Source organism: Candidatus Thiodiazotropha sp. AKAK3 (genome assembly GCF_058244645.1).
This window is the reverse complement of the sequence record NZ_JBSYOQ010000070.1, coordinates 13,659-26,367: the sequence shown is the minus strand read 5'-3', so window position 1 is coordinate 26,367 and position 12,709 is coordinate 13,659. Positions and strand designations below refer to the sequence as shown.

Annotated in this window: 13 protein-coding genes; 7 read left to right on the top strand and 6 right to left on the bottom strand. The window is 49.1% G+C overall.

Annotated elements, in window-relative coordinates:
* Window positions 1-25: 25 nt before the first annotated feature.
* Window positions 26-466: an RNA polymerase-binding protein DksA gene (dksA, locus tag AC4IE7_RS18395; protein ID WP_490778324.1), complete on the bottom strand. Its 441-nt coding sequence runs from the start codon at window positions 464-466 to the stop codon at window positions 26-28.
* A 306-nt stretch (window positions 467-772) separates the two neighbouring features.
* Here dksA and AC4IE7_RS18390 point away from each other — a divergent pair, with 306 nt between their 5' ends.
* The gene (locus AC4IE7_RS18390; RefSeq protein ID WP_490778323.1) at window positions 773-1,546 is read left to right on the top strand and encodes an HAD family hydrolase; all 774 of its coding nucleotides are present in this window, start codon (window positions 773-775) and stop codon (window positions 1,544-1,546) included.
* Window positions 1,543-2,700, top strand: a complete 1,158-nt coding sequence (locus AC4IE7_RS18385; RefSeq protein ID WP_490778322.1) for a pyridoxal phosphate-dependent aminotransferase — start codon at window positions 1,543-1,545, stop codon at window positions 2,698-2,700. Before AC4IE7_RS18390 ends, AC4IE7_RS18385 begins: the two co-directional genes overlap by 4 nt.
* A gap of 28 nt (window positions 2,701-2,728) precedes the next feature.
* On the opposite strand, the gene cysZ is transcribed toward AC4IE7_RS18385, so the two are convergent.
* Entirely contained in the window at window positions 2,729-3,469 is a 741-nt protein-coding gene (gene cysZ, locus AC4IE7_RS18380; RefSeq protein ID WP_490778321.1) for a sulfate transporter CysZ, read from the bottom strand.
* Window positions 3,470-4,018: 549 nt separating this feature from the next.
* Here cysZ and AC4IE7_RS18375 point away from each other — a divergent pair.
* Complete coding sequence (locus AC4IE7_RS18375) at window positions 4,019-4,870, top strand: hypothetical protein (RefSeq protein ID WP_490778320.1); 852 nt, start codon at window positions 4,019-4,021, stop codon at window positions 4,868-4,870.
* A 34-nt stretch (window positions 4,871-4,904) separates the two neighbouring features.
* Here the strand turns inward: AC4IE7_RS18375 and AC4IE7_RS18370 are convergent, their stop codons facing one another.
* The 3 genes from AC4IE7_RS18370 to map form a co-directional block, all read right to left on the bottom strand.
* Window positions 4,905-5,297, bottom strand: a complete 393-nt coding sequence (locus AC4IE7_RS18370; protein ID WP_490778319.1) for a hypothetical protein — start codon at window positions 5,295-5,297, stop codon at window positions 4,905-4,907.
* A 382-nt stretch (window positions 5,298-5,679) separates the two neighbouring features.
* Window positions 5,680-8,331, bottom strand: coding sequence for a [protein-PII] uridylyltransferase (gene glnD, locus AC4IE7_RS18365; protein WP_490778318.1), 2,652 nt, complete (start codon window positions 8,329-8,331; stop codon window positions 5,680-5,682).
* Window positions 8,332-8,384: 53 nt separating this feature from the next.
* Complete coding sequence (gene map / locus AC4IE7_RS18360; protein ID WP_490778317.1) at window positions 8,385-9,161, bottom strand: type I methionyl aminopeptidase; 777 nt, start codon at window positions 9,159-9,161, stop codon at window positions 8,385-8,387.
* Window positions 9,162-9,467: 306 nt separating this feature from the next.
* On the opposite strand from map, the gene rpsB reads away from it, so the two are divergent.
* On the top strand, window positions 9,468-10,202 hold the full coding sequence (gene rpsB / locus AC4IE7_RS18355) for a 30S ribosomal protein S2 (protein ID WP_490778374.1): 735 nt from the start codon (window positions 9,468-9,470) through the stop codon (window positions 10,200-10,202).
* Window positions 10,203-10,290: 88 nt separating this feature from the next.
* Window positions 10,291-11,178: a translation elongation factor Ts gene (gene tsf, locus AC4IE7_RS18350; RefSeq protein WP_490778316.1), complete on the top strand. Its 888-nt coding sequence runs from the start codon at window positions 10,291-10,293 to the stop codon at window positions 11,176-11,178.
* Here tsf and AC4IE7_RS18345 read toward each other — a convergent pair.
* Window positions 11,175-11,342, bottom strand: coding sequence for a hypothetical protein (locus tag AC4IE7_RS18345; protein ID WP_490778315.1), 168 nt, complete (start codon window positions 11,340-11,342; stop codon window positions 11,175-11,177). The two genes, tsf and AC4IE7_RS18345, sit on opposite strands and share 4 nt — an antisense overlap.
* An 81-nt stretch (window positions 11,343-11,423) precedes the next feature.
* Between AC4IE7_RS18345 and pyrH the strand changes: the two genes are divergently transcribed.
* Window positions 11,424-12,146 carry a UMP kinase gene (pyrH, locus tag AC4IE7_RS18340; RefSeq protein WP_490778314.1) on the top strand — a complete coding sequence of 241 codons (723 nt, stop codon included), beginning with the start codon at window positions 11,424-11,426 and terminating at the stop codon, window positions 12,144-12,146.
* A 2-nt stretch (window positions 12,147-12,148) separates the two neighbouring features.
* A complete protein-coding gene (gene frr, locus AC4IE7_RS18335; protein ID WP_490778313.1) occupies window positions 12,149-12,706 on the top strand; it encodes a ribosome recycling factor in 558 nt (185 codons plus the stop codon).
* The last annotated feature ends 3 nt before the right edge of the window (window positions 12,707-12,709 follow it).

The following is a 12,709-nucleotide window of genomic DNA, read 5'->3' as shown; positions in this document are numbered from 1 at the left end:
TTTTGCTCAACGAAAAGAGACAGGATCAACCCATCTGCTTTTCACGAATCTCGTCGAGTGTCTTACAGTCGATGCATAGGGTGGCCGTCGGACGTGCCTCCAGACGGCGTATGCCAATCTCAATTCCGCAGGACTCGCAAAATCCATACTCTTTGTTGTCTATCTGCTCAAGGGCTTCATCGATTTTCTTGATCAATTTCCGCTCACGGTCACGTGTGCGTAGCTCCAGGCTGAACTCAGACTCTTGAGTAGCACGGTCGTTGGGATCTGGAAAATTGGCAGCCTCATCCTGCATATGGTGAACCGTTCGGTCGACCTCTTGCATTAAATTGGCTTTCCAAGCAGCGAGTATGGCGCGGAAATGGTTTTCGTGCGCCTCGCACATATACTCTTCACCCTCAACGGGTTCATAAGGCTCGATGCCGAAGGATCCAGCCCCTTTAGCTGTGGCTTTCTTCTGGGCCATTCATGGTACCTCTCATGTGAAGGCGCATATCTATACCAGAAAGGAAAGAACGAAACAACATCAGCTTTATCCGGATGGTTCATCTGGTAATAGGTTAAAACGCCAACGCTACATCTTCTCGGAAGCTTTGTGATGTATTATTTTAAACTCTAACCCCTACCTACTAAGGTTGGCTAATATTTCGAAAAAATAAAGGTTGTGTTGAGAATATTATTCCCTGAAGTTCGGCTGGCCATCTTTACCTACTCTGAAATTTGCCGTTTATATGAGACACTGGGAGCATTTGAATTTGCAGTAGGTTTGATAATGTCGAAATTAGAGGCACTGATATTTGATGTGGATGGAACCCTTGCTGACACAGAGAGGGATGGGCATAGAGTCGCATTCAATCAGGCATTCATAGATGCCGGGTTGGATTGGGTGTGGTCTGTCGAGTTGTATGGTGCACTACTTGCTGTAACCGGCGGTAAGGAGCGTATCCGCTACTATTTGCAGCACTACAACACTGAATTCAAAGCACCCTCCGATCTCGACGGGTTTATAGCTGGCCTGCATGCTTCCAAAACAGAGCACTACACCAGGATGCTCTCTGAGGGCGCGATTCCCATGCGTCAGGGGGTGAAACGGTTGCTGAATGAATCGAGACAGCAGGGATTACGCCTGGCTATTGCCACAACTACCACACCGGCCAATGTCAGTGCTCTGCTACAGCACAGTCTCGATGCAGATGCTGAGTCATGGTTTGAAGTGATCGCTGCCGGGGATATTGTGCCTGCCAAGAAGCCGGCGCCAGATATCTATACCTGGGCGATGCAGCAGATGAGTCTGGCGCCTGAGTCCTGTCTGGCCCTGGAGGATTCCCATAATGGCGTCCAGTCAGCCAGTCGCGCCTCTATCAGGGCTATCCTGGTGACAACCAATGGCTACACGGCAGAGGATGATTTTACAGGCGCCAGTCTGGTCATCGATCACCTGGGAGAGCCAGATCAACCATTTAAGCTGCTTGAAGGGGCTGCATTGGATTTTCAATATACCGATGTAGCGATGTTGAAAGCACTCCATCACAGTTCATTGAAATGACAGAGATCGCAACACGTATGGCGCAAATCGCGCCATTCTATGTGATGGATCTGTTGGCCAGGGCACGTAAAATGGAGGCCCAGGGTCGTTCGATTATTCACATGGAGATTGGAGAGCCCGATTACAATACCCCTGGGCCGGTGTCTGCCGCAGGGCAGGCAGCCCTGGTGGAGGGGAGGATCCACTATACTCCGGCTACTGGCCTACCGGAATTGCGCCAGGAGATTGCCCATTTCTATCTTCAACAATATCAGGTCGAAGTTGATCCCGGCCGGGTGGTCATAACCCCGGGATCTTCAGGGGCATTGCAGCTGTTGATGAGTGTACTGATCAACCCTGGTGATTCAGTGCTCATGGCTGATCCTGGTTATCCCTGCAATCGCCATTTTGTAACCATGGTCGATGGGCTGCCGATCGGTATACCAGTAGGTGCTGAGACCGAGTATCAACTCACCGCAGATCTGGTTGAAAAGGCTTGGCGTGAAGATACCAAAGCGGTTCTGATCGCCTCTCCATCAAATCCAACCGGCACCCTTCTCTCAGATTCGGAGATGCAGCGTCTGCATGACAAAGTGAGCGAACTGGGTGGCATACTCTTGGTTGATGAGATCTACCTGGGGCTGACTTACGGATCTGCAGCGGGAACAGCGCTGCGCTTTGGTGATGATCTCTGTGTAATCAGCAGCTTTTCGAAGTACTTCTGTATGACCGGTTGGCGCTTGGGTTGGTTAATCGCGCCGGAGTCATTGATCGATCCTCTGGATCGTCTGGCGCAAAATATGTTTCTCTCAGCGCCGACACTCTCTCAAATTGCTGCTTTGAGTGCCTTTACCCCTCAGGTTATGGATATCCTTGAACAGCGTCGTCAGGCATTTCAGGCGCGCCGTGATTATCTGTTGCCAGCCTTGCGGGATCTGGGTTTTACCCTGCCTGTGACGCCTCAGGGTGCTTTCTATCTCTATGCCGGTTGTAAAGATATCACCGATGATAGCCAGAAATTTGCGCTACAGCTCCTGGAAGAGGCTGGTGTGGCGGTTACCCCTGGCCTCGATTTCGGTTTCAACAAGCCTGAATCCCACCTGCGCTTTGCTTATACCACCGGTATGGATCAACTGAAGGAAGGGGTTGACCGAATACGTCAATTTCTGGCGTAAGGGTAATGGCCAGTCCGGGTAACAGATATCAATCTGCTATCTTCTGCAGTTGTTCCCGCCAGAATAGTGTCGCACCAGCCACCGCAGCTGGCATGGCGACGAAATTCAATAGCGGTACCATCATCATCAATGTCAGACCGCCACCAAATGCAAGTGAACTCATACGAGCGTGCTTCAACCGCTTATGTTGCTGTTTGAATGAGAGATTATGATTGGCCATCGGATAGTCCCCATATTCAAGTGCAAGAAACCAGGCGCTGAAGAGCAGCCAGAGGAAGGGTGCAGCGACATTGATTACCGGGATAAGAAACAGAATCAGTAGCGGTATGGCCCGTAGTAAAAAGTAAGACAGCTTGCGCAATTCAGACAGAATGGAGGGTAAAACCTCCCTCATCAACTGCTTTGCGCCACTGGTCTGATTGGGTAGCTCTCCGCCCAAATAGAGTTCGACTTTCTCCGCAAGCAGGCCGTTGAATGGTGCCGCAATCAGATTGGCAATAACAGTAAAGGTGTAAAAAACCATCAGTACAATGGCGATGGCGAAGAGCGGCCAAAGCAACCAGCGAAGCCAGGCCAGCCAACTTTCATCATCAGGAAGAAAACGATTCATCAATTGCTCGAATTGATCGATACCAAGCCAGATCAGCAGACTAAACACCAAGACGTTTATCAACAGTGGAATCAGTACAAACGGCCTGATGCCCGGTTTAGACAAAAGGCCAACGCCTCTTAGCAGGTAACTGGCGCCAGAGACTGGATTGTTAGACATCAACGATTTCCTTGGATTGTTTCATATTACTGTTTGAGCTGAAGCCTTGGCATTCACTCTTGCCTATTGGCTCTAAACTACACTGGAAATTTTAATTGCTGGAAATTGTGAAGTGTGTACACATTAACACCACAGTTTTTCACAATTATGATTCCATTTTAAGCGCCCCTTGCCGACACATTTTGTGAGTGACAATGTAGTCAATGTGATCAGGCAACTGCTCTCTTAGCTGTGTGGTTATTGATTAAATCGATTGTTTGCAACTGCTGTAGGGTTGAAAATGACCGGAATCTTCAATGAGTTGCCCTTTAGGACTGTGGTTCACCTGATTGTGGAGTATTTTACCATGATCGGTTTGTATATGGATATCTATCTCACTGAAAATGAAGCAATAGTGGTTTGGCGTCAGTTAACTATTCCATCTATACTTGATTCAGTTCACAGTTCGCATAGACTGAATTGTAACTTGTGAGTATGTTCAACAAATTTTTCATGGCGGGAATTTAAACTTCCTTACGAATTGGATTTGTATCTTGCCTGAGGCTGAAAATGTCAAATAACACCAGTAAACGTTTACCAACTCTGCATAAACGCTATGCAGTCATCGCCTTGCTCGCCCTGTTTTTTATTCTGCTGCCACTAAGCAGTTCTGCTGAGCGTAGAATCTCCTCGTTTCCTTTCAGCGAGGATTTTGAGGCCAACAATTATCAGGATCTCGTTTGGGTGACCAATGGTGCCCGGCATGAGTGGATGTCTAACGGTGGATGGGATGGCGGCGGCGCTGCAAAGTTCTTTCCCATAACTGTTGATCAGGGCTATAACGGCCTGGGACAGTTCCAGGGCATGGATACAGAGCAGCTCAATGTAAGGTTTCTAATCCGTCACGGATCCAGATTCAACTCAGCTGGGCTGACTCACACCAAGGTCATCATATTTAACCGAAATGACTATCGTGAAAGACCGATGATCGGTGGCCGGGTCTATGATGACGGCACCTATCGAACCTGGGGCGCTTGTGACAACACGGTTTGTCAATATGAGGGTGGCGATTTCTGGCCCGATGGCACAGATTCGTACAGGATTGGTGCAGCGCCTTACGCACGATCAGAAGAGTGGGTCAGCGTTGAGTTTTCAGCCAATTCCCGTACTGGTGTTATCAGGCTCTACATTACAACACAGGATGGTGCTCTGAATGGCTTGTATGTGCAGCAACAGATGGCTGGCCCAGGTGGCACGTTCAACTACATTGACGTTCTTGGTGGTTACTTCAACACTGCATCGGCAGCGCATCCAGATAACTACTTCATAATTGATAAGCTGGTTATCGATGATAATTACATTGGACCACCTGAAGGCTTCATAGCGGGAAACCCGCCAAGCCCTCCGACAATCCTTGAGTAACCAAAAAAACCCTGATCGAGAGATCAGGGTTTTTTTATTCTGTAATGGTTTTGACTATCCGGTCAGATACCGGGCTCTGCAGTCCATCTGAATCGTAAGCTACGATACCAAAATAGTAATCACCGGCCGCAAAACTTGAAAGATCGTAACTGGTTGCATCGCTATCCTGAATGTCAGCAATCAACTCCAGGATATTCTCTTGGGTGCCAGCATAGAGCTTGAATCCCCCCAATTCACTGAGATCGAGAACACTGCCATCTGTGCGGGTGGAGGGTGCAACCCAGTTCAGTTGCTGTACGGTGGGTTCATCCTGGGGAGGATTGTTATTGTTGTTATCAGTCGTTGTGTTGTCACCGCCACCTCCGCCGCCACAGGAGGTCAGCGCATAAGTGAGGGTAACGATTGTAAAAAGAGCTGATTTTTTCATGGTTTCCTACCGTTGCTTTCTGTTGCCAGAATCCATTTTGGTGATCATACGATACTGAATGGTATTGGCACGGTAATTTGCACAATAACGTTTGAATTTAAGAATGAGGTATCTAAAACCTAATTGCCTATTATAAAGCATAATACTATTTTGAAATGTGACAATTCATTGATATTCCTGAAGTAGTCCTCATTCCGTAATCACAGGGTCTCTCTGCAGAGTTTTTGTATTGTGAAATAATTACAATAGGTAGAGCGACTTACAAAATCTCAGATTCAGAGCCATTGATTCCCAGGGCGGGAAATAGTTCATCTGATTTCATATCCAAGAAAATTCTAAGAATGCCTGGATAACCAGAAAACTATGTTTTCCGCTCGGCACACTACTCTGGATTATCAACAGACTCGGGCATCCGGTCCATAACGGCGTTCTTCAGGCACTCAAGCTTGGAGTTGGCCCAAAGGGGCTTATTTTGGCGATCAGTGATAAAGAAGATATCTTCCACTCGGGCACCCAGGGTGGTGATTTTGGCATGCTGTAAGCGGATTTTACATTTTTCGAAGGCCTGTCCAACGTCAGAGAGCAGACCTGGTCGATCCAGGGTGACCAGGCGCATGATGGTGCGTTCCAGGGTGGGTTCCTGGGTGAAGAAAATATCAGTTGAGTTGTCGAAATGCTTGTTTTGCCTGGGAATACGACGACTTACAGTGAGTGGTTGGTCGCCCTCCTGGATCAGGCCCTCGGTCAGGGTGCTGACGATTTCGTCACTACGCAGGCCGAATTCCACAGGTGAGCCGTCATCTTCCAGAACCAGGTATGAGTTGAGGGAGTGACCATTCAAAGTGCTCATAACACGAGCGTTGACTATCGATAGGGAGAGTTGATCGAGTAGCGTCGTGGTGACTGCGAAAAGATTGTCCCGGTCGGGGCCATAATAGAGTACTTCAGTGCCCCCTCTTTTCTCAGTCTGGCGCATCTGAATCAATGGAAACTGATCCGGGGGTGTCTGCAGAATAGACTTTGTGTGGCGCTGAATTGCATTCGGGGAGTGGGTGAGAAAGTACTCGTGGGTAAAAGTGGACCAGAGCTGTCGAATTGCTGGCTCGTCGATCTGTTGGTTTAGCAACTGGTGCAGGGCGGCCAGCTGCTTCTCCCGAATCAAATCATCTTGAACGAGCGGATTCTCCAATCCTCGGATCAGTGCACGACGGGTAGCGTTGAACAGGTCACGCAGTAGAGAGTCCTTCCATGAGTTCCAGGCCCCTGGGTTAGTTGCACGGCTATCAGCGAAGGTGAGCAAATAGAGGTAGGTCAGGCGGTTCAGATCACCAACCAGTGCTGCAAATTCCTGTACTACTTTGGGATCTGTGATGTCTTTGCGTTGTGCAGTCATCGACATCACCAGGTGGTGACGTACCAGCCAGCTGACCAGCTGGCTGTCGTATTCACTCAAATGGTGTAGACGACAAAAGTCGTAGGCATCCTCTGCGCCCAGTTCTGAATGGTTGCCGCCGCGCCCTTTGGCGATGTCGTGGAAGAGGGCGGCCAGATAGATAAGTTCCTCTTTTGGCAGGGTATTGGCTAAATGAGTACAGAATGGATACTCTTCTGCATATTTAGCTACACTCAACCGGCGAATATTTCGAACCACCATCAATGTGTGTTCATCAACTGTATAGACATGGAAAAGGTCGTACTGCATCCGCCCGACGATATCCTCAAACTTGGGGATATAGGCCGCCAGGACGCCATAGATATTCATTCGACGCAGTGCCCTTGTCAGCCCTGCCGGTTGGCGAAGAATCTCCATGAACAGACTCTGGGCCCGTATATCCTGCCGGAATGCCTCATCAATCAGGTAGGTATGGCTTCGAATCAATCGTATGGTGCTGGCTCTGACCCCTTTAAGTTCCGGGTTCTCCTGGATGACCAGAAAGAGTTCAAGCAGGGCAGTGGGGTAACGCTTGAATATCCCCTCATGTGATACTTCGAGGAATTGACTACGCTGTTGGAAGCGGTGATTGAGTTCAACGGGTTCACCGAGATTGTCTTTCAGCAGTATGCTCTCTTGGAAATGTTGCAGTAGCATCTCGTTGAGTCGGCTGAGTTCCATAACCGTGCGATAGTAGTCACGCATGAAAAACTCGACAGCCAGGTTGGCGTGATCCGCGTCGTAACCGAGGTAAGAGGCCAGAGTTCGCTGATGATCGAACAGTAGTCGGTCATCGCAACGTCCTGTTAGAAGGTGTAAGGCAAATCGCACACGCCATAGATGATTCTGACCTTCTATCAGGGTCTGGTATTCCGCCTCGGTCAGAAATTTGTAGTTAACCAGATCATGCAGGTCCTTGATTTGGAAGTGGCGCTTGGCAACCCAGCCGATCATTTGAATATCACGCAATCCCCCGGGACTCTCCTTGATATTCGGCTCCAGATTACTCAGGCTGCAACCCTGTTTGGCATGGCGTCTATTCTGCTCATCCCATTTTGCTTCGAAAAAGTCGTGGCTGTTCCATATCTTGTCAGGGCCGATCGCCTGCAGCATTGTTTTGAAAAGTGGTTTGGAGCCAGTTAAAAAGCGGGCCTCAATGAGATTGGTAATGACTGTAATATCCTGCTCAGCCTGCCGTACCGTATCTTTGATGGTTCTTACGCTCTGACCAATTTCAAGGCCGATATCCCACAGCAGGGTGAGGAATTGCTGTAAATGATCTTCAAACGCTTCGAACTGACTCTCACGTTCCAGCAAAACCATAATATCGATATCGGATGCAGGATGTAGTTCACCACGTCCATATCCACCTACGGCAATCAGGGTTGCTGTGGTCTGGTCAGGAAAAAAGCGTTCCCAGGCCCGTTTCAGTATCTCATCAACGAGAAGGGCCCGCTCCGCAACCAGTTCACTTGTCGGCGTCTGACCGGTAGAAAAGCGTTCATCGACATCCTCCGCATACCGCTTTAGATAGTCCTTGCAGGGCTGAATGGGTGAAACGTCGTGAGTGAATGCCTCTTTCAGGGCTGGATAGTCGATCATATTAGGCGTTGGTCTGTGGCAGGGCGACAGTCACTGATTGAGTTGTGGGTCAATTAAGCGCACCGGCCACGCTCTTCTTCCCGAAGAGTCAGTACTTCAAAGCCGTCATCAGTAACCAGAATCGTATGTTCGAATTGTGCTGAGAGGCTACGGTCTTTTGTGATGACAGTCCAGCCATCCGGTTTGAGTTTGACCTGTTGCTTACCGGCATTGACCATCGGCTCAATGGTGAAACACATGCCGGGCAGGAGTTCCAGGCCGGTTCCAGCCTGGCCATAGTGGAGTACCTGAGGGTCTTCATGAAATGCTTTGCCGATACCATGACCACAATATTCCCGCACTACCGTATAGTGGTGATTTTCAACAAATTCCTGAATGACACTGCCGATATCTCCAAGTCGACATCCGGGTTTTACCTTGTTGATACCCAGCCATAGGGCGTCCTGGGTGACTTCAATCAGACGCTTCGCGAGTACTGTGGGCTGTCCGACAGTGAACATTTTGCTTGTATCCCCGTGGTAGCCATCTTTGATGACAGTAATATCGATATTCACGATATCCCCCTTTTTTAGCCTCTTTTCATTGGGAATGCCGTGACAGACAACCTGGTTTACTGAAGTGCAGATCGATTTGGGAAAGCCCCGGTAGTTCAATGGTGCCGGGATAGCCCGCTGTGCATTCACGATATGTTCATGGCAAATTTGATCCAGCTCCAGTGTTGTCACACCAGGTTGGATATGGGGTGCAATGATATCCAGAACTTCAGCGGCCAGTTTTCCAGCCTGCCGCATCTTATCTATCTCTTCCGCTGTTTTAATTGTGACGCCCATGTGAAATCGCTTGATAGTCCGGGAGGTTAAGGGTGAAGGGGAGTGCGGCAAGATTGTCGCGTCAAGCAGGTTATGGTATAAAACGCCCCGCTGAATCGCAAACGGTTCAGCATTCCAAGTCCGCGGAAGCCCTAGGGTTATTCTCGCGGGTAAAAACACACACATACCGACACGTGGTCCTGGGTGCCTTGGATGATCCTGTTTATAGCAATAATTTGCTTATAAAACAGCATCATGAGGTTGGATTATGGGGTATGTGGAGGTTCAACCCAATACAATTAGGAGTCACTCATGAGTGAAGTATCAATGCGCCAGATGCTTGAGGCAGGCGTACATTTTGGGCATCAGACCCGTTATTGGAACCCTAAAATGGGTTCTTACATCTTTGGACATCGCAACAAGATTCACATTGTAAATCTTGAAAAGACTATGCCTCTGTTCAAAGATGCGATGAATTTCATTGGATCTCTCTCCGCAAATGGCGGAAAAGTCCTTTTTGTTGGCACCAAGCGTGCTGCTCAAAACGTAGTGCGCGAAGAGGCAGAGCGTTGTGGTATGCCTTTCGTCAACCATCGTTGGCTGGGTGGCATGCTGACCAACTTCAAAACCATCAAGCAGTCTATCAAGCGTCTTAAAGAGCTTGAGGCCATGTTTGAAGACGGTAGTGTCGATCACCGTTTCAATAAGAAAGAGGCTCTGGGTCTCAGCCGCGAGCTGGAAAAACTGGAGCGTAGCCTGGGCGGCATCAAAAACATGAATGGCCTGCCTGACGCACTCTATATTATTGACGTCGGTCACGAGAAAAATGCTGTGGCCGAAGCGCGCAAGCTGGGTATTCCTGTGATTGGTGTGGTAGATACCAATAATGATCCAGATGATATCGACTATGTGATTCCTGGCAATGACGATGCCATCCGTGCCGTTCAACTGTATGTGCAGGGTGCTTCTGCCGCGATCCTCGAAGGTCGTGCCAGTGCTGCTAATAGCGTCGGATCGGACAGCAATGAGGAATTTGTCGAGGTGGCGCCGGATCAGGCTTAAGCTATCCAAACAATGACTGGATTCTTCGGAATCCGGTCAAAATCCCATTCAGACATATTTCATTACTTATATTTAAGGTAGGCGTATTATGGCGATTACAGCCTCTCTGGTGAAGGAACTGCGCGATCGTACTGGCGCAGGTATGATGGAGTGTAAGAAGGCGTTGGTTGAGTCCAACGGTGACGTGGATGCAGCCATCGAACAGATGCGCAAATCCGGTCAGGCGAAAGCTGCCAAAAAGGCAGGCAGGATTGCTGCTGAAGGTATCATCGTCTTGAGCTTTAACGACGACAAGACCCAAGGGGCGATGGTTGAAGTCAATTGTGAAACTGATTTTGTCGGCAAGGATGACAATTTCACTTCCTTTGCTGAGGCTGTTGCTGAACGTGTTCTGGCAGGAGGCTCGGATGACGTTGCCTCACTGATGGAGCAACCTCTGCATGAAGGTGAAGAGACCACAGTCAATCAGGCTCGAGAAGCACTGATTTCTAAACTGGGTGAAAACATGAATGTGCGGCGTTTTGCCCGCTTTCAGGCCTCCTCAGGTACCCTGGTCAACTATCGTCACGGTGTGCGGATCGGTGTGGTTCTCGAACTTGAAGGCGGTGATGAAGAGCTGGGTCGTGATCTGGCAATGCACATTGCTGCAACCAATCCAATCTGTCTCTCAGCTGAGCAGATGCCTCAGGATCTGCTCGATAAAGAGCGTGAGATCGTAACTGCCCAGGCAAAAGAGAGTGGAAAGCCGGATGAGATTGTCACCAAAATGGTCGATGGTCGCATGCGTAAGTACCTTTCTGAAAATACCCTGTTGGGTCAGGCATTTGTGAAGGATCCGGATACCAGTGTTGAAAAACTGCTGAAGAGCAAAGGTGCACAGATTGTGCAGTACAAGCGCTTTGAAGTTGGTGAAGGAATCGAGAAGAAGCAGGAAAATTTTGCTGAAGAGGTCATGGCTCAAGCCAAGATGTCTTAAAATACCTGCATCAGTAGTTGACTGAACGGATCCCGCGCCTGTTGCGGGATCCTGTACAGCATGAGATTGTTATCGCTGGCAGATGCAGCGTCTGCTGTCAGCAGATTATTTGCCATCAGGCGGATTATCGGTTTTGTGATATGAGGTGGCGGTTTTACCGGCATCTGGGAATCTGAATCGGTTATGATTCCGATCTGCAGACCTTTTCAACCATCCAAAGCGGTATAGCCGGGAAAGGGATTAAGATGAGTTCTCTAATTTGTCAGCGCATACTGCTAAAACTCAGTGGCGAAGCCCTTATGGGTGGCGGAGACTTTGGTATCGATCCAGAGGTTCTTCAACGTGTCGCTGAAGAGATCAAGGACCTGATTGATGCCGGTGTCGAAATGGGCATAGTCATCGGTGGTGGTAACATCTTTCGCGGTGCAGGTCTGGCTCAAGGTGGTTTCGATCGGGTCAGAGGCGACCAGATGGGCATGCTGGCAACAGTAATGAACTCACTGGCCATGCAGGACATGCTGACGCGAATTGGCGTTAAGTCTGATGTTTTTTCCGCCTTGAGTATGCCTGATGTGTGCGAGACTTTTACTGCAAGGGGCGCTCGGCATAGCTTGGAGAGTGGTCGAGTTGCAATACTGGCTGCAGGCACAGGAAACCCCTATTTCACTACCGATTCGGCGGCCAGCCTGAGAGCTGTGGAGATCAAAGCAGAGCTATTGATCAAGGCAACCAAAGTTAATGGTGTCTACTCTGCTGACCCTGTAAAAGATCCACAGGCCAGCTTCTACCCGCGTTTGACCTACGATCGTGCCCTGGCTGAAAATCTACAGGTTATGGATGCGACTGCAATTGTTTTGTGTCGGGACAATGGCATGCCCCTTCGTATTATGAATATAAACGATTCCGGTGCTCTCATGCGTTTGATGCATGGTGAGGCGATTGGCTCCCTGGTGGAAAAAGGCGACTGAAAATGATTGATGATATTAAAAGTGATGCAGCAACCCGCATGGGAAAGAGTGTTGATTCTCTGGTCCACGAGTTGGCTAAGGTACGTACAGGCCGAGCACACCCCAGTTTGCTGGATCACGTGCGGGTCGACTACTATGGATCGGATGTTCCGATCAGCCAAGTGGCTAATATCAACGTAGAGGACGCGCGTACGCTGACGGTTGTGCCCTGGGAAAAGAATATGGTGCAAGCGGTAGAGAAGGCGATTATGACATCAGATTTGGGACTCAATCCAATGAGTGCAGGATCTGTTTTGCGCGTTCCAATGCCTCCCCTTACTGAAGAGCGTCGTAAAGACCTGATACGTGTTGTCCGTCACGAAGCAGAGAATGCCAAAGTTGCTATTCGCAATATTCGCCGCGATGGCAACCACGATTTGAAGGACCTGGTGAAGGAGAAGATGATCTCCGAGGATGAGGAGCATCGTGGCCAGGAGTTAATTCAGAATCTGACAGACAAGCACATTAAAAAGGTTGATGAGTTGCTGGAGGAGAAGGAGAAGGATTTGATGGAGATTTAATGA